Consider the following 21,355-nt stretch of genomic DNA (forward strand, 5'->3'; position numbering starts at 1 on the left):
CTTAACCCCTTGACCAACGGACCAGAGTTGTTATTTTCAACTCTTACTATTATACCGACTTTTTATTTTTTGTCAACTACTTTTTTAAACTTTTTTAATTAATTTTACAACTGCTTCCGTTCTAGCTGTATGTGGGAACATATCGACCGACTGGATATAACGAAGATCATAGACTTCTACTAACCTCACCAAATCACGAGCCAAGGTCGAAACATTACAAGAAATATAAACCATTTTTTCTGGTACATAAGTAAGAATAGTATCTAATAACTTATCATCCAGACCTGTACGTGGTGGGTCCACAATCAGAGCATCTGCTCGGTAGCCTTCCTTGTACCAACGAGGAATAATCTCTTCTGCCGTTCCAGCTTCATAATGAGTATTGTCAAATCCCATTCTTTTAGCATTTCGCTTGGCATCTTCAATGGCTTCTGGAATAATATCCATACCTCTGAGTGTTTTAACTTTCTTTGCGAACGCAAATCCAATCGTTCCAACTCCACAATAAGCATCAATCAAATGGTCTTCTTTAGTAACATCCAAGGCTTTTACCGCCTCGTTATAAAGAACTTCTGTTTGTTCAGGATTTAGTTGATAGAAAGCTCGAGGAGATAGTGAAAATTCATAATCGAGTACACCTTCTTGAATATTCTCTTGTCCCCAGATAAGCTCTGTCTTTTCACCATAAATCTCACTGGTTTTAGCTTTATTTGTATTCACAGCTACTGTCACAACTTCTGGGAAATCTTTAACTAAGTCTTTTACTAGTTGGGTTAAATTAAGCTGACGATTTGTAACAATAATAATCTGAACCTGTCCAGTCTGTCTTGCTCGTCGAACCATTATAGTTCTAACACCTAGAACTTTTCTCTCATCGGTGATTGGAATCTGGTGATAAGTAAGTAATTCTGCTAGACGATTAGCAATCACTTGGGTTTCCTTATCTTGTACTAGGCAGTCTTTCAACTCTACCAAATAATGAGAGTTTTGTGCATACAGACCTGCCTTGACCTGATTCTTAAATTTTCGAGTCTGAAATTGTAACTTAGCACGATAGTACTTGGGTTCTTGCATTCCAATCGTCGGGCGGATTTCATAGTTTTCATATCCTGCAGGAGCAAATTTTTTCAGTGCTTGATGAAGTAAGTCTGTCTTGAACTCTAGCTGCTTATCATAATGCAGGTGCATGATTTGGCATCCTCCGCACTCATTGTAAATAGTACAAGCTGGCACAACTCGAAATTTAGACTTCTTGTTGACCTTCAATAATTTTGCCTCAACAAAGTTACGTTTAATAGAAGTAATCTGACAATAGATATCTTCTCCTTTGAGAGCACCAGGCACAAAGACTAATGTTTTTTGATAAAAGCCGATTCCCTCACCATTAATTCCCATGCGCTTGATTTTTAATGGTATTTTTTGTTTCACTTTCAGATTCATATCCCTATCTTATCACATTTTGAGTTATAATAGAACTATGAAAATCACAAAACTTGAAAAGAAAAAAAGACTCTATCTGATGGAGCTTGATAATGGCGACAAATGCTACATCACCGAAGATACAATTGTTCGCTTTATGTTATCAAGAGATAAGGTGATAAGCCAAGAGGAATTGAAAGAGATTCAGGACTTTGCTCAATTTTCTTATGGTAAGAATCTAGCCCTCTACCACCTATCCTTTAAAGCACGTACTGAAAAAGAGGTCAGAGAATATCTAAAAAAATACGACATTGATGAAAAAATAGTTTCTCAAGCCATTGCTAATCTTAAAGAAGATAAGTGGATTAATGATAATCAGTACGCTTATGCTATCATCAATGCCAATCAACTTTCAGGAGACAAGGGACCTTATGTACTGACTCAGAAATTAGCACAAAAAGGAGTTTCAAAATCTACTATAGAAGAGATCTTGAAAGAATTTGATTTTTCGGAAGTTGCTCAACGTGTAGCTAATAAACTCTTGAAAAAATATGAGGGAAAACTTCCAGCTCGTGCCTTGCAAGATAAGATTCTCCAAAATCTGACCAACAAGGGGTTTTCCTATTCTGATGCTAAAAGTGCCTTTGACCAGTTGGATAGTCAAGTTGGCCAAGAAACGACTCAGGAACTCATCTTCAAGGAACTTGATAAGCAATATGCCAAGTATGCCCGAAAATATGAAGGATACGAACTTAAACAACGTTTAACTCAAGTTTTAGCACGAAAAGGCTACGATTTTTCGGATATAGCAAGCGCTCTCAGAGAATATCTTTAATATTTTCATGTAAAATTCACAGATTTTAGGTAATTTTATGGTACAATAGTAAATGATAAACTTATAAATTGTAGAAAGTTGGTTAGTTATGAAGCTTCCAAAAGAAGGCGACTTTATTACAATTCAAAGTTATAAGCATGATGGGAGTCTCCACCGAACTTGGCGGGACACCATGGTACTAAAAACAACAGAAAACGCCATTATTGGTGTCAACGATCATACACTTGTTACCGAAAGTGATGGTCGTCGTTGGGTCACTCGAGAACCGGCTATTGTTTACTTTCACAAGAAATATTGGTTTAATATCATTGCCATGATTCGTGATAACGGAATTTCCTACTATTGCAATATGGCTAGCCCCTACTATCTGGATGAAGAAGCACTGAAGTATATTGATTACGATTTGGATGTTAAAATTTTTACAGATGGAGAAAAACGTCTCTTGGACGTTGAGGAGTATGAGCGTCACAAACGCAAGATGAATTATTCTGATGACTTGGACTATATTTTAAAAGAACATGTCAAAATTCTTGTTGATTGGATTAACAATGGACGAGGTCCTTTCTCAGAAGCCTATGTAAACATTTGGTACAAGCGCTATGTAGAACTAAAGAATCGGTAAAGTTGTCAAACTAGGGTGAAAGCCCTGGTTTTTTTATTTTAAAAACCCAGCTTTACAGCTGGGCTTATCCTTATATATCTAATTTCGTAACAGTAAATTTGATGTGGGAATAGTCTTTTTCAACATCCTTATCCAGCAGAAACGCAGTAGCGTCCTTCTTAACTTGAATCAGGTCAATATTCTGGGCTTGGGCTGCATAGACACATCCACAGTAACATTGACGGTAGATGTCATACTCTTCACACATCTCTACTGAACGTTTGTAGCCTTGATTTTTCTTAAAATCACTTGGAAGATAATGGGTTGTATAAATTTTTTGCACATCGATTCCGATGCTGTTAATGGTTTGAGAATTCTTATGAGGACTGATGGTCAAGGCTGAACCGAAGTAGTCAAAACCTAAATCCATAGCCACTTGCGCTGTTTTATCCAGGCGGTAGTCAAAGCAAACCTTACAACGGTCGCCTCCTTCTGGTTCTTCTTCCAGTCCTCTGACTAACTTACGATATTCATTTGGTTCGTAGGGAGCTTCTAGATACTGGACCGTATTTCCTGTCCTCTCATTGAAATCACTGACAAATTTCTTGGTAACATAGGCACGCTTATGGTATTCTGCCTTGGGATGGATATTGGAATTAGCAAAATAGATGGTCACATCTGCATACTTGGTCAAATATTCGAGGGTATAGGTACTACAAGGGGCACAGCAAACATGCATGAGAATAGTTGGACGTTGCTCATTTTTCTCCCATACTTGTACCATCTTCTGCATGACACGGTCATAATTAATCTTCTGATTGGGGTTCATCTTGCTCAGAATTTCTTCTACATCGATCATGTTCTTCTCCTTTTTCTAGTCTTATTTTATCATATAAGTTAAGAGAGCTCAAATCAATTTAGAAGTGAATAGCATAAAAAGGAGGAATAGCCATTCCCTCCTTTTGTGTTTTTTATAAGTTGTTTTCTATAGAAAGCTTACATCATCCCGCCCATCATGCTTGGATCCATTGCTGGAGCTGGGGCTGCTGGTTCTGGTTTATTAGCTACGACTGCTTCTGTTGTCAAAATCAAGCTGGCTACAGATGCTGCATTTTGTAGGGCTGAACGGCTCACTTTAACTGGGTCGATAATCCCTTGATCAATCATGTTGACCCATTCGCCAGTTGCTGCGTTGAAACCTGTACCAAGTTCGGCATTTTTCAAACGATCAATAACGATAGATCCTTCAAATCCTGCATTGTGGGCGATCTGACGAACAGGTTCTTCCAAAGCACGAAGAACAATATTGCGACCCGTTGCTTCGTCTCCTATCAATTCCAAATCAGCCACGGCTGGGATAACATTTACAAGGGCTGTTCCACCACCTGCAACGATACCTTCTTCAACGGCTGCACGAGTAGCGTTGAGGGCATCTTCGATGCGGAGTTTCATTTCTTTCAACTCAGTCTCAGTTGCAGCTCCTACCTTAATAACCGCTACACCACCTGACAATTTCGCCAAGCGTTCTTGCAATTTTTCACGGTCAAATTCAGAAGTTGTGGTTTCGATTTGAGACTTGATAACCGCAACACGGTGAGAAATCGCTTCAGGATTTCCAGCACCTTCTACGATAACCGTGCTATCTTTGTCCACAGTTACTCTCGCTGCTTGACCAAGAGCTTCAATTGTCGCATCTTTCAACTCAAGACCAAGGTCTTCTGTGATAACTGTTCCGCCTGTTAAGATGGCTATATCTTCAAGCATGGCTTTGCGACGGTCACCAAAACCAGGTGCCTTGACTGCTACCACGTTGAAGGTTCCACGAATCTTGTTCAAAACAAGAGTTGGAAGAGCTTCACCATCTACATCATCCGCAATAATCAAGAGTGGACGATTGCTTTGGAGAATACTTTCTAGGAGTGGCAAGATTTCTTGGATATTTGAAATCTTCTTATCAGTAATCAAAATGTATGGATTTTCAAGATCAGCTACCATTTTTTCGCTATCTGTTACCATGTACTGTGAAAGGTAACCGCGGTCGAACTGCATTCCTTCAACAACTTCAAGTTCTGTTTCCATACCACGTGACTCTTCTATAGTGATGACTCCGTCTTTGCCAACTTTTTCCATAGCTTCCGAGATGTATTCACCTACTTTTTCGGAACGAGAAGAGACGGCAGCAACCTGAGCGATAGCTTCTTTGTTGGCAACAGGGATAGCGTTGTTTTTCAAAGCTTCAACTGCTGCAGCAACTGCTGTTTCAATCCCACGACGAATTCCGATTGGATTGGCACCTGCTGTGACGTTTTTGATTCCTTCGCGGACAATTGCTTGGGTCAAGACTGTTGCAGTTGTAGTCCCATCACCTGCAATATCATTGGTTTTTGAAGCTACTTCTGATACCAATTTGGCACCCATATTTTCAAAATGGTCTTCCAATTCAATTTCTTTGGCAATGGTCACACCGTCATTGGTAATCAAGGGTGAGCCAAATGATTTTTCCAACACAACGTTACGACCTTTTGGTCCCAAGGTTACTTTAACAGTATCTGCAAGGATATCGACACCACGGACCATAGCTGAACGGGCATCTGATGAAAATTTAATTTCTTTTGACATACTTACTTTCTCCTTCTATTCTTCAATGATTGCCAAGATGTTCGCTTCGCCTACGATGATGTACTTTTCATCGCCATCTTTGACATCAAGACCTGCGTGAGCTTCAACTAAGACACGATCTCCAACCTTGACACTTGGAGCTACCAAGTCACCGTTCAAGGTACGAACACCTTGTCCAGTAGCCACAACTTGAGCTGTTTTAGTTTTTTCTTGGGCTGAACCTGCAAGAACAAAGCCTCCAACAGTTTGTTCTTTTTCTTCTACTTTTAAGACCACACGGTCCCCTAATGGTTTCAACATCTGATTTCCTCCATAATGAGATAGATATTATTAGCACTCTTTATATCTGAGTGCTAATTCATAGTTCTATTGTATCACTTGGTCAGAAATAGTCAAGAAAAAAGTCTGACTTTCTCAAGATAAAAAGCCTGAGACCCACTCAGACTTTTTAATGCTTAAAATGGCAATTCTTCCTCTTCCAAGACTAGGTCTTCCAAGTCTTGGCCTGCATTATTTTCACGCATGGCACGTTGGGCACGACTTTCCAAGAGTTGGAATCCAGTAACAAGTACTTCAGTCACATAGTTCATCTGACCATTTTTCTCAAAGCGACGGGTACGAAGTTCTCCATCCACAGAAATAAGACTACCTTTGGTTGCGTAGCTTGCCAAAGTTTCTGCTAGTCTGCCCCATAGGACCATATTGACAAAATCAGCTTCGCGTTCCCCGTTTTGGTCTTTGTAACGACGATTTACAGCGATAGTTGCTCGCGCTACTGACTTGTCATTGTTGGTTTTATGCAATTCTGGTGTAGACGTTAAACGTCCAATCATGATGACTTTATTATACATATTTTTTCCTCCTACTTATCTATTCGTAGGAAATCAAAAAAAGTTACAGAAATTTGTAACTTTTCGAGAAAATTTTTTACTTTTTATGAACCATAAATCCTGTCGCCTGTTGATTGGCCATAATGGTCATATCTGTAATCTGCACACGGCGAGGTTGACTGGTCACATAGACTACTGTGTCTGCAATATCCTGAGCTTGCAAGGCTTCGATTCCTTGGTAGACGGACGCAGCCCGCTCTTTGTCACCATGAAAACGTACCGTTGAAAAATCTGTTTCGACAATTCCAGGCTGAATGGTTGTCACCTTGATATCCGTTGCGATGGTATCAATTCGCAGACCATCTGAAAAGGTCTTAACTGCTGCCTTGGTGGCCGAATAAACTGCTGCACCTGCATAGGCATAAATTCCTGCGGTTGAGCCCATATTGATGATATGTCCTTGATTGGCTTTTACCATTGCTGGCAAGAAACAGCGAGTGACTGCCATCAAACCTTTGACATTGGTATCCAGCATGGTCAACATATCCAACTCCTCATAGTCTTGATAGGGAGCCAAGCCTAGAGCCAGTCCGGCGTTATTAACCAAGATGTCAATCTTCCCTATCGTTTCTATAATATCAGAGCAGACAGTTTTTACCATGTTCATATCCGTGACATCTAGCGGAAAAGCCCAAACTGTTTGATTTGGGAAGGTCTCTGCAAACTCCGACTTTAGGGTTTCTAATCGGTCTATCCGTCGGCCTGTTAGAACGACATTCTCACCCTGCTCCAGATAAGCACGCGCAATCGCTTCACCGATTCCTGATGTCGCTCCTGTAATCACTACATTTTTTGCCATCTTATTTCCTTCTATCTGGTCTATCAGATACTGACAACTTCTTAGGCAGTCCAGTGTTTCGCTGGGTCAAATGGAGTTCCGACAACTTGGCCTTCTGATAATTCAATAATACCACGTTTTTGCGGAGCATTTGGCAGATTCAATTCACGAGGACTGCACATCATGCCAAAACTCTTTTCACCACGAAGTTCGCCTGGGAAAATAAGATTGCCTTTTGGCATCATAGCTCCAGGAAGAGCTACAATGGTTTTCAACCCAAGACGCGCATTGGGAGCCCCTGCAACGATTTGCACTGTCTTGTCACTTGCGACTACAACTTGGCAGATGTTGAGGTGGTCACTATCTGGATGGGCTACCATCTCGACAATTTCACCAACAACAAACTTAGGTTCCTTATCATTGACAATTTCTTCTGTAAAGCCTTCTGCCTGCAATTCTTGGTTCAAACGAACGACTTGCTCATCTGATAAAAAGACTTGACCACGCTCTGCAATTTCAAATAAACTTGAAACTTCAAAAATATTCCAAGCCACTGTTTCCCCATTATCTTTGAGAAAAACACGGGCTACTTTGCCTTTGCGCTCCACATCTAGTTTGGCATCTCCGCTGTTTTTCACGATGACCATAAGGACATCACCGACATGTTCTTTGTTATATGTAAAAATCATTGTTTCCTTTTCTCCTATTTCAGTCCTGCTAAAAAGTCGTTAATTTGTTGCTTGCTTTTACGGTCGCGATTAACAAAACGACCGATTTCCTTGTCTTTTTCTAGAACAACAAGGCTAGGAATTCCGTAAACATCCCAGAGTTTAGCTAGATCCATATACTGATCTCGATCCACTCGAATAAAGGTGAACTCTGGATTGGTCTCCTCAATTTCTGGTAAGGCAGGATAAATATAACGGCAATCGCCACACCAATCCGCCACAAAAAGGAAAACCTTCTTGCCATCTTTTTCTACTAAAGATGCCAATTCTTCTAAACTTGCTGGTTGTATCATAAGACTTCCTCCTCATAGACTAGGTCTTCATTTTCATAGACAAAGGTATAATAACGGCCATCCTCAAAAATGACGCCACCAACCAAGCTCTCTAGACTGCTTTCATAGACTTGAACATAGAGGGTCGCAATTTCCCCCATATCTGAAAAATGGTCTCGCACAATCGCTGTCAACTCTTCCTGAGTCTTCATGAGCTTATGGTCATCTGCAACTTTTTTCGTAGCAAGGGCAAGGCTCCCAATACCAAGCAGAGCCAGACCTGCCATCCACATTTTTTTAGCTTTCATACCATTCATTTTAACACAAAAAAGGCTTTAGGACAAATGAGGAAGCAGCAGAAAAGCAAGTAAAAAGCCTCTTCCTTTAAGGAAAAGGACTTCTTATACTCAATGAAAATCAAAGAGCAAACTAGGAAGCTAGCCGCAGGTTGCTCAAAACACTGCTTTGAGGTTGTAGATAGAACTGATGAAGTCAGCTCAAAATACTTTTTTGAGGTTGTGGATGAAGCTGATGTGGTTTGAAGAGTATTATTCTTATTGCCAGGCACCTGAGTTGCCAACGTAGTAACCATCAGGTGTGTAGGTATTGCGAAGCATCTTACCTGATGAAGCCAGATAATACCACTTGCCATTATCTTTGATCCAATCATTCGCTAGCATGGCACCAGAAGAACTTACATAATACCATTCTCCCTCGTCATAAACCCAAGTGCTTGCTTTCATGGCTCCTGAAGTTGATAAATAGTACCACTTGCCTTGATCATAAAGCCAGTCACTCGCAATCATGGCTCCTGATGATTTAAAGGCATACCAGTTGCCACCTTGATAGAGCCAAGTTTTATTGAACATGACTCCATTATCATTCATAAAGTACCAAGTTCCCTTGTCTTTAACCCAAGCATTTTGAACTAGTTGACCTTGTTTTTGATAGTACCAGTTTTGGTTTGATTTTAGCCAGTTTTCTGCTTTTACAATCGGATAAAGTTCTTTGAAAGATCCTCCATCATATTTATGACTGATAGATTTTAGTTTTTCTAGTTTGAACTCGTCATTATCATAATTTGCCCAAGCATATACTTTTTGACCATTGACAGTCTCTGGTAGGGTAGCAGTGTAAGTCTTGGTTTGATAATCCCATTTAGCATCTAGGTAAGTGTATTGATTATTTGATTCTTCAATACGGTAGTAGCCCCTCTTTCCACTATCATTATGAATATCATCCACAACTTTCGTTGACCAAGTCTTTACTTCGTTTCCACTCTTGGCCTCTACCTTGATATCTCCTCTATAGCCATATGGAACATAAAAATTCAGGTAACGCCCTTCTTCCCCGATCATAGACTTGTCCTTTTCTTGGCCTAGAAAATTGACTGTCTGATCTTGACCATCGAGACTAACCGTCCACTCGATTTTCTCGGCTTTTGGCAAATCCAAGACTTTGATATCCACTTCATGACCATTGTTAAACCGAAGAATCTTGCCATCTTGATACTGTACTCCACACTTAACAACCCATTCTTCTTTAAGCTCAAATGCCTGCCCTGAATGTGGAAAAGCCAGTAAAGCTAGACCAGCTAGAGACAAACCAAATAATGTGATTTTTTTCATCGTAGATCCTCCTTAGGATTTTTTATGTTAATTATATCACTATGTTTTTATTTTGCAACTCATATCCTAAATATGCAAGCAAAAAACCTTTGAGATTCTTCTCAAAGGTTCTGATTTGGCTAATTGCTGTTCTCAACTGCTGCAGTGACAAAGGCAGTGTAGAGTTCTTCTGGACGATTTGGACGGCTTGACAGTTCAGGGTGATACTGACACGCTACAAAGAATTTATTTTCAGGAATTTCCACGATTTCTACCAAGCGATTGTCTGGAGAAACTCCTGAAAAGACAAAGCCTGCTGCCTCAAACTGCTCACGGAAGGCGTTGTTAAACTCATAACGGTGACGGTGGCGGCGTTGCACCACTTCTTGATTGTGATAAGCAGCCGCAGCCTTAGATCCACGTTTCAACTTAGATGGATAAAGTCCCAAACGAAGGGTTCCACCCATATCCTCAACATCAATCTGATCACGCATGATATCAATGATAGGGTATTTTGTTTCTGGTGCAAGCTCTGCAGAATTGGCACCTTCAAGACCTAAAACGTGACGAGCAAATTCGATACAAGTCAACTGCATTCCCAAGCAGACACCCAACATTGGAACATCATTTTCACGCGCATAGCGAATGGCTTGGATTTTCCCTTCAGTACCACGTTGACCAAAACCACCTGGCACGATGATTCCGTCCGCATCAGATAAGAGCTCTGCTACATTCTCTGCCGTCACATCATTGGCATTAATCCAATTGATTTTAACTTCTGCGTCATTGGCATAACCAGAGTGTTTCAAGGCTTCAACCACAGAAATGTAGGCATCTTGCAACTCCACATACTTACCGACAAGGGAAATCTTGACTTGTTTTTTCAGGTTCATGACCTTGTCCACCATGGCTGACCATTCTGTCATATCTGCTACTGGTGCGTCTAATTTCAAATGGTCACAGACAATCTGGTCCATACCTTGTGCCTGCAAATTCAACGGAATTTGGTAAAGATGTTCAACGTCTAAAGACTCGATAACGGCTTCTGGTGCCACATCACAGAACTGGGCTAGTTTGTTTTTAATTCCTTGACCAGCTGGCTCTTCTGTACGAATAACCAACATATTTGGTTGGATTCCCAATCCACGCAATTCTTTTACAGAGTGTTGAGTTGGTTTGGTCTTCATTTCACCAGCAGCCTTGAGGTATGGAAGCAAGGTTGTATGGATGTACATAACATTATCCGCACCTACATCTGCCTTCATCTGACGAAGGGCCTCTAAGAATGGCAAGGACTCAATATCCCCAACTGTTCCACCAACTTCTGTGATAATGACATCAGAGTCTGTCGTTACAGCGGCACGCTTGATTTTCTCTTTCAAAGCATCTGTGATATGAGGAATAACCTGAACAGTTGCCCCAAGGTATTCTCCACGGCGTTCCTTACGAAGAACTTCACTGTAGATTTTACCAGTTGTCACGTTGGAATATTTGTTAAGATTGATATCGATAAAACGTTCATAGTGACCCAAGTCCAAATCTGTCTCAGCTCCATCATCTGTCACAAAGACTTCTCCGTGCTGGTAAGGACTCATGGTTCCCGGATCGATATTGATATAAGGGTCAAATTTTTGAATCGTTACTTTGAGACCACGATTTTTCAAGAGACGGCCTAGACTTGCTGCCACAATCCCTTTCCCAATAGACGATACGACACCACCAGTTACAAAAATATATTTCGTAGACATAGATTCCTCTTTCTAAAATGCTCAAAGCCTTGTTAACTAGGAGGGGACATAGAAAACAAGACCCTACTAATAAGAATAATCTGGGACGACTGAACCAGATTCACAACTAAAATACAAGAAGATAACTTCTTTAAAAAAACAAAAATAGCTCCCTAAGAACTAGGGAGCCCCGACCTCTAAAAGAGGTGCCCGAACAATATAATACCTAAAAATAGGATAATTGTCAATAGCTAACTTTTATTCCTCGATGTTTTCAGAATCATCGTCTGAAAACTCGTCATCTTCTTCATTGAGATCCACGTCTTCACCCAAGTCATCAGGAGCAATTTCGTTGATTTCTGCATCGTAAGCTTCCACTTCATTTTTCTCATCATCTGGATTTTCATCATCGTATGAAAGAGCTGGATCTGCTTCGTATGCATCTTCGTCTTCTGGATCATCTGCATTGTAGTCAATAGCATCTGAATCACCATCCATGAAGGCATTGACACGTTTTTTCTTAGCTTTTGGTGCTACTTCATCGTCGTCATTTTCTTCAAGAGCGATGATTTCTTCATCGATTTCGTCCACACCATACCATGAACGAAGACCCCATTTGTTGTCTCCAAGTGAGATGAAGCTACCGTCAAAGTTCAACTCTGTGTAGAACAAAGGCAAGGCTTCACGGATATCGCTGTTTGATGTTCCAAGGTAGTTTTGAATTTCGTTTACAAGATCGCTAAAATGCATCTCATGATCGCGACCACGAAGTTCCAAGATAGCACGCGCTACCTCAATCATAGATAGTTCACTTTTTTCTTGCCCAGCAAATACTTCTAATTCCAAAGCGTTTCTCCTCATTTATACTACTATCGCCAGAGTAAACAGACTCTGACCTCATTTTATCATTTACTCTTTATTTTACGATAATTTTGCAGAATAGTCAAAGGTTAAGGGGGAACTAATACAAATCTTCTAAGCTTCTGTATTCAATAATTTCATTTTTTATAATATTCTTTTTAAACTCAAAATGTTTTAAAGGATTATCGATTAACACTAACTTTGGAATATCATCTAGATTGGTGACTAGAGATAAAATAAAATCTGATTGAAACTCTTTGGCTTTTTCAAATTCTTTTGCAGTTAAACGCACACGCCCCTTAGTTTTTCGGATACCTTTTACTTCAGCAAGGTAGGAATGCTCTTGGACATCTACCTGAAAGTCATATCCATCACCATAAAGACGGGCATCGGTTAACTGTCCACCTTGGAATTTTTCTTCTTTATCAAAATGAAGGATAAAATAATTTTCTGCCTCCATCCCAGTTTCCTGTAGACGTTTGAATTTAGTTCGAATGATTGGCTTTTCAATGGTAGTAATGCCTGTTTCCTTTCCTTCACTGGAAAGTAACATTTTTACTATTTCAGCATAACTCTGAACATCTTCATTTCCAAACATCATATCAATTAAATCTTTACGAAAACGGTAAACTTCAGCTTTCTGCCACCAACCTTTTCGATCATTGTCAAAATAAGGATCAAATAAATCCATTCTATTCTTTACAACTCCAGTTGTTTCAGCAATTCCCAAAGAAACCACATAGCGATAAAACTCCGACTTACTAGAACATTGAAATTCTTTTATAAAAAGCTTGTCAAACTTAGCAAGACCATAGCCAATTAAATTTAACAATTCATAATGAGGGTGTTTAGACATCACTTTCTCCATCAATAAATATTGGTTTCATTATACCAAAAAACACGGCTCATCACCGTGTTTCTATGTTTATTTCACGAGTTTCTTCATCTCATCAATACGTGCTACGGTCGCATCGTATTTCGCTTGGTAATCGGCTTGTTTGTCGCGTTCTTTTTGGACGACTTCTGGTTTGGCATTGGCTACGAAGCGTTCGTTAGAGAGCTTCTTGCCGACCATGTCCAGTTCTTTTTGCCATTTAGCTAGTTCCTTGTCGAGACGAGCGAGTTCTTCTTCGACATTGAGGAGGTCTGCGAGTGGCAGGTAGATTTCTGCTCCTGTGATGACGCTTGACATTGCGAGTTCAGGTGCAGGGATGGTTGATGCGATTTCCAAGTGTTCAGGATTTGTGAAGCGTTTGATGTAGTTGACATTGCTGTTAAAGAAGGCTTCCAAGTCGCTATCACTGGTCTTAACAAGGATGGTGATAGGCTTGCTTGGAGCTACGTTTACTTCCGCACGCGCATTACGAACAGCACGAATCAAGTCTTTGAGACTTTCCACACCAGTGTGGGCCACAATGTCTTCAAAGACTGGGTTGACAGTTGGGTATTCTGCTGTAACGATAGAACCTTCTGAGATTTGTCCAAAAATTTCCTCTGTCACGAATGGCATGATTGGGTGGAGGAGACGAAGGATCTTGTCCAGAGTGTAAAGGAGAACAGAACGTGTGATGACTTTCTCTTCTTCGTTATCGCTATAAAGGACTTCCTTAGTCAACTCAACGTACCAGTCCGCAAACTCGTCCCAGATGAAGTTGTAGAGGATGTGTCCAGCCACACCAAATTCAAACTTGTCAAAGTTAGCAGTAGCTTTTCCGATTGTTTCATTGAGGTTGTGGAGAATCCAACGGTCTGTGACATTTCCAGCTTCCTTGTTGACAACTTTTTCCACATTGGCAGTTGCTTGCTCAAGGGTCAAGCCTTCATTGTTCATGAGGATGTAGCGAGAGATGTTCCAGATCTTGTTAATGAAGTTCCATGAAGCATCCATTTTCTCGTAAGAGAAGCGCACATCTTGTCCTGGTGCAGAACCGTTTGAAAGGAACCAACGAAGGCTATCTGTTCCGTACTTATCAATAACATCCATTGGATCAATCCCGTTACCGAGAGATTTCGACATCTTGCGTCCTTGCTCATCACGAATGAGACCATGAATCAAGGCATTTTTGAATGGCGACTTGCCAGTAAATTCCAAACCTTGGAAAATCATCCGAGACACCCAGAACGGAATAATATCATAACCAGTCACCAAAGTTGATGTTGGATAATAACGTTTAAAGTCTTCTGAGTCGACATCAGGCCAGCCCATGGTTGAGAATGGCCAGAGGGCAGAACTGAACCAAGTATCCAAGACGTCTTCGTCCTGAGTCCATCCGTCACCTTCTGGAGCTTCTTCGCCGACATATATTTCACCCTCAGCATTGTACCAAGCAGGGATTTGGTGCCCCCACCAGAGCTGACGAGAGATAACCCAGTCGTGGACATTTTCCATCCATTGGAGGAAGGTATCATTGAAACGAGGTGGGTAGAATTCGACCTTGTCCTCTGTGTCTTGGTTGGCAATAGCATTCTTGGCCAATTGGTCCATCTTGACGAACCATTGCGTAGACAAGCGTGGCTCAACCACAACACCAGTACGCTCTGAGTGACCAACACTGTGGACACGTTTTTCGATTTTAACGAGGGCACCGATTTCTTCCAGCTTAGCAACGACTGCCTTACGAGCTTCAAAACGGTCCATACCTGCAAATTCGAAGGCTAAGTCATTCATAGTACCGTCGTCGTTCATGACGTTGACTTGCGGCAAGTTGTGGCGTTGACCAACCAAGAAGTCGTTTGGATCGTGGGCAGGTGTGATTTTCACGACACCCGTACCAAACTCAGGATCTGCATGCTCGTCCCCAACGATTGGAATCAATTTATTAGCGATTGGAAGGATGACATTTTTACCAATCAAGTCCTTGTAGCGTGGGTCTTCTGGATTGACCGCAACGGCAACATCCCCAAACATGGTCTCAGGACGAGTTGTCGCTACTTCAAGGGCGCGTGAACCGTCTTCCAGCATATAGTTCATGTGGTAGAAGGCACCTTCGACATCCTTGTGGATAACCTCGATATCAGAAAGGGCTGTGCGAGCTGCTGGGTCCCAGTTGATAATAAATTCACCACGGTAGATCCAACCTTTCTTGTATAGGTCCACAAAAACCTTGCGAACCGCTTTTGACAAACCTTCGTCAAGAGTGAAACGCTCACGAGAGTAGTCTACTGAGAGCCCCATCTTGCCCCATTGTTCCTTGATAGTAGTGGCATATTCGTCTTTCCATTCCCAGACTTTCGTCAAGAAAGATTCACGACCCAGGTCATAACGCGTAATACCCTCACCACGTAAGCGCTCCTCAACCTTAGCTTGAGTGGCAATACCAGCGTGGTCCATTCCTGGAAGCCAAAGCGTATCAAAGCCTTGCATGCGTTTTTGACGGATGATAATATCTTGCAAAGTCGTATCCCATGCATGACCAAGGTGAAGTTTCCCAGTCACGTTTGGTGGTGGAATGACGATCGAATAAGGCTTAGCCTTTTGATCGCCTGAAGGCTTGAAAACATCAGCATCAAGCCATTTTTGGTAACGACCAGCCTCAACGTCGGCTGGATTATATTTAGGTGAAAGTTCTTTAGACATGTGTTTGTCCTTTCTCTATTTTGTTCATTTTATTTTGAATCTGCTTAGCAACCTCTTCTGCAGACAGATTCGTATTATTTATTTTAAGGTAGTGGTGCAACTCATTTGGTTGATGTTGGGAATTTAATTGAAGTGTTTCAGCAGTCTCTAAAATTTCTCTTTCAGATATCTCAATATGCCGTTTCAAGGGCTTGTGCGTCAACCGGTTCTCCGTTCGATTTCGACGTAAACGCTCTTCAAGACTTGTTTCCAACTCAACAAACAGAATCTCTTGATGAAAGTTATCCAATAAATTCTGAATTTGCTTTAAATACATCAGCTGGTACTGATTTGAAAAATCAATTACGTCAGTTAAAATTACTGATCGCTGATTTCTTGCACTTGCTCCAAGGAAAGAAAAGGTAATTCCACGAACAAATTCCCACATTTCCTCTGTAAAGTCCTGATAGATTTCTAGTGCAAAATCGATGGCTTGATGGTTATAAAAGAGGGTAGCATCTGTCAGTCGAGATAACTCTTGACCAATCGTCATTTTCCCAGAAGCCGGAGCCCCAATGATGAAAAGATGCATCAAATCACCTCCCACTCACTTCTCAGCAAACCATATATCAGACTGTCACAGCGGTTCCCTTGAACATCTTTACGGTCTCGGATACGAGCTTCGAGGGTAAATCCAAGTTTTTCTGCAACTCGTTGACTTTGGACATTATAACCAAAACAAGTCAGTTCAATCTTGTGAAGATCCAAATCTTTAAAGGCTAAGTCAATCAAGGCAAACGCTGCTTCTGGTACATAGCCTCGACCCCAATAGTTTGGATGCAAGGTATAGCCAAGCTCTAGCACATCATCCGCATGGCGATGGTTGAAATCAACAGAACCAATGACTTTATCAGTTCCTTTGACGACAATTCCATAGCCAGCTGGGAGATTTTCCTTTTGATTGCGCTCAGGAAGGATATGCTCTAGATAATAAATCTCATCTTCCAAGGTTTTGACTGGAGGAAAGCCTGCTGGATAGGCGACCTCTGGGAGACTAGCGTAGGCATAGATATCCTCGGCATCAGCGACTGTGCGGACTCGTAACACGAGATATTCTGTTTCCAAGCGTTCTGGCAGTTCAGCTCTTGTCATCTTTCTTCCTCGCTTTCTTTATGAAGCTCCCCATAGGATCAACACGGTTATCTAAATAGCGATAAACGCGCTGGTGACCGTCCCCCATAAAGTAAGTCGGTGAAAAACGATCATTTTTAAAATGTCCCTTATCATCCAAGAGTTCAGGATTAGCCAGTCGCTCGATAATCTTGGCAAAGATGTGACAAATACCGTCTTCCTCAATAATTCTATCAACTTGACATTCCAATACGACTGGACAGGCCTCTAAAATCGGTGCCTGAGTCCGTTCAGAAATCTCGTAGTCTAGCCCCAGGTGTTTCAATTTCTCTCGATGACTGATAAAACCAGCCTGCTCCATCTCGAGCATGAGATTTTCATCAGGAATATTCACAGTAAACTTCTGGTAATGCTTAATCTGCTCAGTCGCATTTTCTTCAGCACCAACACCAATGACTAGCCAATCTCCCAAGCTATAAGAGGAGCTACAGGTCGTAATATTGTGTCCAAAATTCTGATCCTGATACCCCAAAATGAAGATAGGAAAACCATAATAGAGTTTACTTGTTTTAAAAGATTGCTTCATAACAACCCCCTTTGACTAAGACGCAAAAGAAAAGCCCTGCCATCTACATGACAGGGACGAATGTATTTATCCGCGGTACCACCCAAATTCGGGCAGCGCCCGCAACTTTAATCTTCCTGTTTCTCCTTTATGACGTCGTTAGCTCGCTTTGGCGTACTTGAGTACAGCCTGCAACTCATTGCCTAGTCCTAGACGGAAACAAAAAGACACTTTTATTTCATTTTTTCATCCATTAGCAACCAGTTTTGACACATTTGTGGACTTCTCAGCGCCGCCACTTTCTGTAAAATGTGGGATTCAAAACACCTCTAATGGCTCTATTGTAGCAAGATTTTGACGGAAATGCAAGGCACAAGAAAGATTACTTGAACTTGATACCATTTTCTTTCAATTTCTTGATGGTAGCTGGGCCGATTCCTTTCAAGGCAAGGAGTTCTTTTTCAGTCCAGTTTTTAAAATCTGACGCAGACTTGATGCCTTCATCATAGAAAGTTTTGGCACGATCAAGTGGAAGTCCACCCAAGTTTGCTGCAAAATCTTCTACAGAATTGGCTACTTTTTGAGCTTGTTCTTTAGTAGCTTCTACTGCTTGTTCAACTTTTTTAGAAACAGCCTTACCAGCTTGGCTTGCTGACTGCTCTGCACGTTTTACGACTTTTTTTGTCTCTTCTACAACCTTAGTCACAGTACTTGAAAAGGCACCTGCACGACGGAGGCTATTTCGTAATTGTTTTTTACGATTGAGTTTCTTTGACATGATAAAATCCTTTCAATAAAAAACCCCTGCTCTGACAAGGATTTAATATAAATATTCTATCAAGATTTTAGTAAAAAATCAAGAATCTTTCTCGTTTAATAATTTCGCTCACCGAATAAGCCATCTGGCAAATCATGGAATCCCTTGCCTGCTTTAAAGTTTTCAAACTTACCAAGCAAGAACTGATAAGCATCCAAGCGACTTTCGTAACGAATCATAGCATCTTTGGCACGCTCGTCTTGGTCTTCTTCGTAGACTTTTTGGCTTTCCTTGTGCGCCATGTCGTTAATCATGATTTGGGTATTGACCCAAGCTTCAAATTCCTTCATAAATTCTTGTTCGTAACTCATTTTTTCTCCTTATTCTAATCCACGGAAATAGTCCGTATCAATCTCTCGGTAGGGCTGAATATCCTGAACATACTCCAACACACCTTGGAATTCTCCCTCTTCATCATGGACTGCGGCATAGGTGATGTGGACAAACTTGCCTCGTGACTCAGACTTGAACCACATTTCATACTTGTCCTTGACTCCCTCACGAAGACCCTTCATGATAGTCTTTACCTTATCCAAGTACTTAGGTGGATGACAGAGTTCGACATTCCGTCCGACTTGGGACGGTGTTCGTTTGAAAATCATCTCGTCAGCCGGCGCATTGTCATTGTAATACTGGAAAATATCGTCTTTATTGACAAAGGTAATCTCCATAGGGAGGTGATTTAGGATGAGATTAGCCTGCTCGACTGAAAGATAGCCATTCCCAAAAGCCTGTTGACTATGGCGGTCCAGCACTGCTTCCTTTTCCTTAGGGGTAAAGGTAATGGTAAACTGCCCTTCTGGCGTATCGATAACTTGCTTAACTTGACCCTCTGCCTTATCTAGCTGTACAGGCTCCTCTTCACTCTTTTCCTCAACAAAACTCTGGCGTTCTGGCACCCATTTCTCAGACGGACGGATGATGGCATAGCCGTAGGCATCACTCTCCTCCGCAATCTGAAGCCAGTCATCCTGAGTAAAGGATTCAAGGAGAATCATGAGAAGGATGGACTCTTCCTTGAAAATCATACTTTCAAACTCTGTCGCAAAAGCTTCAAAAGCTTCTTTTACAGTACTAATCGGCACTTCTGGTAGTGACTTGGCTGTCATTAGAGCTGTTTGAAAGAGTTCCCTGATCAGATCATCCACTCCCCACATCACTTTTGGGGGTGAATCGTGTCCATAGCGCTCCATGATAGGAAAGAAGAGTTCTTCTTTACGTTGGTAATGGATGTCAAATTGCCCCACAAGTCCCATCTGACGCACCAAACCCTTACGCATCTCCGCAAGCATTTCTTCATCTTCCATAGACTCATAGGTATCTAACAATCTACGAATACGAATCAAAGCTGCACGGAGAGCCAGATTTTCTTCTTTGAAAATCCGAACTGGGTGACCTGGATGCTCGGTATCCTCTACTTCGACACCTTTAATAGCATTTTTAAAAAGATTGGCATGGACATCACAGAGTTCCATGACATCTTCAAAGGTAACACCTGAGTCTGAGTTCATCAGCTCGTGCTCCATAAGGGAAATCTCGATGGCTGAAACACCTGTAAAGGTCGCATCAAAGCGCTCCTGAACCGACTCAGGAGAGGCGCCATTATGCAATTCTAACAAAATATCCCGTAGGACATGAATCCTTTCATCTGCCATTAGTCTAATCCAACCACTTCGTAGCCATTCGCTTCCAGTGTGCGGACAATCTTGTCCATAGGGGTTCCTTCCAGCTTAGAACCCTGTTTAAGTGATACTTTACGACCAACTGTATTGCGCATTAAGGGATTGGCAAGAGGTTTAAAACCAAGCTCGACTAGAATTTCCAAGACTTCTGGATGCTTATCCACCACTTCTGCAACAGGAATTGACACATCGATGATATTGTCCATGACGACCTCCATTGTATGTTCTAAAATGATTTTACTGCTTTTATTATACCACAAGGAAAGAGATTAAAAAACTAGCAGTGAAGTTCCTGCTAGTTCTCTGCGACTTGGATTACCATCTAGATAAGTTTAAAGAGCCAATCCAATATCTTAAATAATATCTTGTAAAACAGCAATTGGACTGCAAAAGAGATGATCATCCAAAAGAATTTCAAAATCCCAATAATCGGTTTGATAAAAATAATGGCAAGAAGACCCCCAAAAAAAATTTCATTCTCTCTCCTCTGGCTTGATGAGCCACCGAGCCATATCCATTAACTTGTCTGCAATAAAAAGTTTCCCCAGACCGACAATAACATTGTCATCTTTCTTTATCGTTTTCATTACTTTTACACCTTGCATGGTCAAAAAGTAATTCCCATAAATTTTAGCAAAAGCTTTGATAGGTCCCATATTATCTTTCCTCGTTTAACTACACTTTAAAATATTGACGATACCAGTCTTGCTGGCCATTTCTGTGAAATTTACTCTTTCTAATTCCTATACTATCATACAAGCTAAATTTTATAAAGCTTTTTAATAATGTTTAATTCTAGAAAGATTCCCTAGCATGCTTTGTAGTCATTTCCCCACCAAAAAAGAGGGTTGCCCCTCTTCTTAGTTCTTATCCAGATTGCGTAGCATTTCGTCAATCTTGTTTCCATATTCGATGGATTCGTCTTTGACGAAAGTCAAATCTGGGATTTTGTACAATTTCAAATTGCGACCAAGTTCACGTTTGATAGTACCAGTTGCTTTTTCAAGCCCGATTTGGGCTTTTTGATTATCTGAAGCAAGGTTACTCAAAATGGTGTAGTAAACCTTGGCAACAGACAAGTCACCCAGCATCTGAACATCTGTGATGGTCACGCCTTGGACACGCGGATCACGGACTTTCTTTTGCAAAATCTCATTGACTTCACGCTTGATTTCCATGCCCACACGATCCGTACGGAAATGATTTGCCATGATATTCCTTTCTCTACTTTGAACCAAAAGCTAGGCCAGCAGACCTAGCTATTTCT

At 41.1% G+C, this 21,355-nt stretch carries 25 protein-coding genes; 2 read left to right on the top strand and 23 right to left on the bottom strand.

The window, feature by feature from the left end; translation table 11 throughout:
• Positions 1-84: 84 nt before the first annotated feature.
• A complete protein-coding gene (gene rlmD, locus N8M20_RS09370) occupies positions 85-1,440 on the bottom strand; it encodes a 23S rRNA (uracil(1939)-C(5))-methyltransferase RlmD (RefSeq protein ID WP_261080407.1) in 1,356 nt (451 codons plus the stop codon).
• A gap of 37 nt (positions 1,441-1,477) precedes the next feature.
• Here rlmD and recX point away from each other — a divergent pair, with 37 nt between their 5' ends.
• Together recX and ntdP are read left to right on the top strand one after the other, a co-directional pair.
• Positions 1,478-2,254: a recombination regulator RecX gene (recX, locus tag N8M20_RS09375; RefSeq protein ID WP_261080408.1), complete on the top strand. Its 777-nt coding sequence runs from the start codon at positions 1,478-1,480 to the stop codon at positions 2,252-2,254.
• An 88-nt stretch (positions 2,255-2,342) separates the two neighbouring features.
• Positions 2,343-2,876, top strand: a complete 534-nt coding sequence (gene ntdP / locus N8M20_RS09380) for a nucleoside tri-diphosphate phosphatase (RefSeq protein WP_000775316.1) — start codon at positions 2,343-2,345, stop codon at positions 2,874-2,876.
• Positions 2,877-2,946: 70 nt separating this feature from the next.
• Here ntdP and N8M20_RS09385 read toward each other — a convergent pair whose 3' ends face one another.
• The 22 genes from N8M20_RS09385 to rbfA all read right to left on the bottom strand — a co-directional run bounded on the left by N8M20_RS09385 (position 2,947) and on the right by rbfA (position 21,299).
• Positions 2,947-3,714 carry an epoxyqueuosine reductase QueH gene (locus N8M20_RS09385; RefSeq protein WP_206284124.1) on the bottom strand — a complete coding sequence of 256 codons (768 nt, stop codon included), beginning with the start codon at positions 3,712-3,714 and terminating at the stop codon, positions 2,947-2,949.
• 137 nt (positions 3,715-3,851) lie between these two features.
• A complete protein-coding gene (groL, locus tag N8M20_RS09390) occupies positions 3,852-5,474 on the bottom strand; it encodes a chaperonin GroEL (RefSeq protein ID WP_261080409.1) in 1,623 nt (540 codons plus the stop codon).
• A gap of 15 nt (positions 5,475-5,489) precedes the next feature.
• Positions 5,490-5,774 carry a co-chaperone GroES gene (groES, locus tag N8M20_RS09395; RefSeq protein WP_033683133.1) on the bottom strand — a complete coding sequence of 95 codons (285 nt, stop codon included), beginning with the start codon at positions 5,772-5,774 and terminating at the stop codon, positions 5,490-5,492.
• A gap of 155 nt (positions 5,775-5,929) precedes the next feature.
• A complete protein-coding gene (locus N8M20_RS09400) occupies positions 5,930-6,325 on the bottom strand; it encodes a single-stranded DNA-binding protein (protein WP_261080410.1) in 396 nt (131 codons plus the stop codon).
• A gap of 76 nt (positions 6,326-6,401) precedes the next feature.
• Positions 6,402-7,163 carry an SDR family NAD(P)-dependent oxidoreductase gene (locus tag N8M20_RS09405; RefSeq protein ID WP_261080411.1) on the bottom strand — a complete coding sequence of 254 codons (762 nt, stop codon included), beginning with the start codon at positions 7,161-7,163 and terminating at the stop codon, positions 6,402-6,404.
• 41 nt (positions 7,164-7,204) lie between these two features.
• Complete coding sequence (gene ytpR, locus N8M20_RS09410) at positions 7,205-7,831, bottom strand: YtpR family tRNA-binding protein (RefSeq protein WP_261080412.1); 627 nt, start codon at positions 7,829-7,831, stop codon at positions 7,205-7,207.
• A gap of 14 nt (positions 7,832-7,845) precedes the next feature.
• Positions 7,846-8,163 carry a thioredoxin family protein gene (locus N8M20_RS09415; protein WP_000615777.1) on the bottom strand — a complete coding sequence of 106 codons (318 nt, stop codon included), beginning with the start codon at positions 8,161-8,163 and terminating at the stop codon, positions 7,846-7,848.
• Positions 8,160-8,459, bottom strand: a complete 300-nt coding sequence (locus N8M20_RS09420) for a DUF4651 domain-containing protein (protein WP_261080413.1) — start codon at positions 8,457-8,459, stop codon at positions 8,160-8,162. Before N8M20_RS09420 ends, N8M20_RS09415 begins: the two co-directional genes overlap by 4 nt.
• Before the next feature lie 237 nt (positions 8,460-8,696).
• Positions 8,697-9,770 carry an N-acetylmuramoyl-L-alanine amidase family protein gene (locus N8M20_RS09425; RefSeq protein ID WP_261080414.1) on the bottom strand — a complete coding sequence of 358 codons (1,074 nt, stop codon included), beginning with the start codon at positions 9,768-9,770 and terminating at the stop codon, positions 8,697-8,699.
• A 119-nt stretch (positions 9,771-9,889) separates the two neighbouring features.
• The gene (locus N8M20_RS09430) at positions 9,890-11,497 is read right to left on the bottom strand and encodes a CTP synthase (protein WP_261013691.1); all 1,608 of its coding nucleotides are present in this window, start codon (positions 11,495-11,497) and stop codon (positions 9,890-9,892) included.
• A 237-nt stretch (positions 11,498-11,734) separates the two neighbouring features.
• On the bottom strand, positions 11,735-12,322 hold the full coding sequence (rpoE, locus tag N8M20_RS09435) for a DNA-directed RNA polymerase subunit delta (protein WP_031227756.1): 588 nt from the start codon (positions 12,320-12,322) through the stop codon (positions 11,735-11,737).
• Positions 12,323-12,437: 115 nt separating this feature from the next.
• On the bottom strand, positions 12,438-13,193 hold the full coding sequence (locus N8M20_RS09440) for a protein NO VEIN domain-containing protein (RefSeq protein ID WP_261080415.1): 756 nt from the start codon (positions 13,191-13,193) through the stop codon (positions 12,438-12,440).
• A 69-nt stretch (positions 13,194-13,262) separates the two neighbouring features.
• Positions 13,263-15,914, bottom strand: a complete 2,652-nt coding sequence (locus N8M20_RS09445) for a valine--tRNA ligase (protein ID WP_261080416.1) — start codon at positions 15,912-15,914, stop codon at positions 13,263-13,265.
• Positions 15,907-16,485, bottom strand: coding sequence for an AAA family ATPase (locus tag N8M20_RS09450; RefSeq protein WP_261080417.1), 579 nt, complete (start codon positions 16,483-16,485; stop codon positions 15,907-15,909). Before N8M20_RS09450 ends, N8M20_RS09445 begins: the two co-directional genes overlap by 8 nt.
• Positions 16,485-17,045 (bottom strand): GNAT family N-acetyltransferase, encoded by a 561-nt coding sequence (locus tag N8M20_RS09455; protein ID WP_261080418.1) that lies wholly within the window; start codon positions 17,043-17,045, stop codon positions 16,485-16,487. The genes N8M20_RS09450 and N8M20_RS09455 overlap by 1 nt, the downstream gene beginning before the upstream one ends.
• Positions 17,032-17,610, bottom strand: coding sequence for a flavin reductase family protein (locus tag N8M20_RS09460; protein WP_261080419.1), 579 nt, complete (start codon positions 17,608-17,610; stop codon positions 17,032-17,034). Before N8M20_RS09460 ends, N8M20_RS09455 begins: the two co-directional genes overlap by 14 nt.
• 361 nt (positions 17,611-17,971) lie before the next feature.
• Positions 17,972-18,367: a helix-hairpin-helix domain-containing protein gene (locus N8M20_RS09465; RefSeq protein WP_000038635.1), complete on the bottom strand. Its 396-nt coding sequence runs from the start codon at positions 18,365-18,367 to the stop codon at positions 17,972-17,974.
• Positions 18,368-18,462: 95 nt separating this feature from the next.
• Positions 18,463-18,717, bottom strand: a complete 255-nt coding sequence (locus N8M20_RS09470) for a DUF1912 family protein (RefSeq protein WP_000119706.1) — start codon at positions 18,715-18,717, stop codon at positions 18,463-18,465.
• A gap of 9 nt (positions 18,718-18,726) precedes the next feature.
• Positions 18,727-20,061 (bottom strand): DUF438 domain-containing protein, encoded by a 1,335-nt coding sequence (locus N8M20_RS09475; protein WP_261080420.1) that lies wholly within the window; start codon positions 20,059-20,061, stop codon positions 18,727-18,729.
• On the bottom strand, positions 20,061-20,294 hold the full coding sequence (locus N8M20_RS09480) for a DUF1858 domain-containing protein (RefSeq protein WP_000368740.1): 234 nt from the start codon (positions 20,292-20,294) through the stop codon (positions 20,061-20,063). The genes N8M20_RS09475 and N8M20_RS09480 overlap by 1 nt, the downstream gene beginning before the upstream one ends.
• Before the next feature lie 267 nt (positions 20,295-20,561).
• Positions 20,562-20,744: a hypothetical protein gene (locus tag N8M20_RS09485; RefSeq protein ID WP_261080421.1), complete on the bottom strand. Its 183-nt coding sequence runs from the start codon at positions 20,742-20,744 to the stop codon at positions 20,562-20,564.
• A gap of 204 nt (positions 20,745-20,948) precedes the next feature.
• Entirely contained in the window at positions 20,949-21,299 is a 351-nt protein-coding gene (rbfA, locus tag N8M20_RS09490) for a 30S ribosome-binding factor RbfA (RefSeq protein ID WP_001273601.1), read from the bottom strand.
• Between the last annotated feature and the right edge of the window lie 56 nt (positions 21,300-21,355).

It is taken from the genome of Streptococcus mitis, assembly GCF_946190275.1.
GTDB lineage: Bacteria > Bacillota > Bacilli > Lactobacillales > Streptococcaceae > Streptococcus > Streptococcus mitis_DC.

Excerpts from the sequence above, each read along its gene's own strand:
- N8M20_RS09470 (WP_000119706.1), bottom strand. The coding sequence starts at position 18,717 with ATGAGTTACGAACAAGAATTTATGAAGGAATTTGAAGCTTGGGTCAAT.
- N8M20_RS09450 (WP_261080417.1), bottom strand. The coding sequence starts at position 16,485 with ATGCATCTTTTCATCATTGGGGCTCCGGCTTCTGGGAAAATGACGATT.
- N8M20_RS09480 (WP_000368740.1), bottom strand. The coding sequence starts at position 20,294 with ATGGACAATATCATCGATGTGTCAATTCCTGTTGCAGAAGTGGTGGAT.
- N8M20_RS09460 (WP_261080419.1), bottom strand. The coding sequence starts at position 17,610 with ATGAAGCAATCTTTTAAAACAAGTAAACTCTATTATGGTTTTCCTATC.
- rlmD (WP_261080407.1), bottom strand. The coding sequence starts at position 1,440 with ATGAATCTGAAAGTGAAACAAAAAATACCATTAAAAATCAAGCGCATG.
- ntdP (WP_000775316.1), top strand. The coding sequence starts at position 2,343 with ATGAAGCTTCCAAAAGAAGGCGACTTTATTACAATTCAAAGTTATAAG.
- N8M20_RS09400 (WP_261080410.1), bottom strand. The coding sequence starts at position 6,325 with ATGTATAATAAAGTCATCATGATTGGACGTTTAACGTCTACACCAGAA.
- N8M20_RS09440 (WP_261080415.1), bottom strand. The coding sequence starts at position 13,193 with ATGTCTAAACACCCTCATTATGAATTGTTAAATTTAATTGGCTATGGT.
- N8M20_RS09415 (WP_000615777.1), bottom strand. The coding sequence starts at position 8,163 with ATGATACAACCAGCAAGTTTAGAAGAATTGGCATCTTTAGTAGAAAAA.
- rbfA (WP_001273601.1), bottom strand. The coding sequence starts at position 21,299 with ATGGCAAATCATTTCCGTACGGATCGTGTGGGCATGGAAATCAAGCGT.
- N8M20_RS09465 (WP_000038635.1), bottom strand. The coding sequence starts at position 18,367 with ATGTCAAAGAAACTCAATCGTAAAAAACAATTACGAAATAGCCTCCGT.
- N8M20_RS09425 (WP_261080414.1), bottom strand. The coding sequence starts at position 9,770 with ATGAAAAAAATCACATTATTTGGTTTGTCTCTAGCTGGTCTAGCTTTA.
- groES (WP_033683133.1), bottom strand. The coding sequence starts at position 5,774 with ATGTTGAAACCATTAGGGGACCGTGTGGTCTTAAAAGTAGAAGAAAAA.
- N8M20_RS09405 (WP_261080411.1), bottom strand. The coding sequence starts at position 7,163 with ATGGCAAAAAATGTAGTGATTACAGGAGCGACATCAGGAATCGGTGAA.
- ytpR (WP_261080412.1), bottom strand. The coding sequence starts at position 7,831 with ATGATTTTTACATATAACAAAGAACATGTCGGTGATGTCCTTATGGTC.
- recX (WP_261080408.1), top strand. The coding sequence starts at position 1,478 with ATGAAAATCACAAAACTTGAAAAGAAAAAAAGACTCTATCTGATGGAG.
- N8M20_RS09420 (WP_261080413.1), bottom strand. The coding sequence starts at position 8,459 with ATGAATGGTATGAAAGCTAAAAAAATGTGGATGGCAGGTCTGGCTCTG.
- groL (WP_261080409.1), bottom strand. The coding sequence starts at position 5,474 with ATGTCAAAAGAAATTAAATTTTCATCAGATGCCCGTTCAGCTATGGTC.
- N8M20_RS09385 (WP_206284124.1), bottom strand. The coding sequence starts at position 3,714 with ATGATCGATGTAGAAGAAATTCTGAGCAAGATGAACCCCAATCAGAAG.
- N8M20_RS09485 (WP_261080421.1), bottom strand. The coding sequence starts at position 20,744 with ATGGGACCTATCAAAGCTTTTGCTAAAATTTATGGGAATTACTTTTTG.
- N8M20_RS09455 (WP_261080418.1), bottom strand. The coding sequence starts at position 17,045 with ATGACAAGAGCTGAACTGCCAGAACGCTTGGAAACAGAATATCTCGTG.
- N8M20_RS09430 (WP_261013691.1), bottom strand. The coding sequence starts at position 11,497 with ATGTCTACGAAATATATTTTTGTAACTGGTGGTGTCGTATCGTCTATT.
- N8M20_RS09475 (WP_261080420.1), bottom strand. The coding sequence starts at position 20,061 with ATGGCAGATGAAAGGATTCATGTCCTACGGGATATTTTGTTAGAATTG.
- N8M20_RS09445 (WP_261080416.1), bottom strand. The coding sequence starts at position 15,914 with ATGTCTAAAGAACTTTCACCTAAATATAATCCAGCCGACGTTGAGGCT.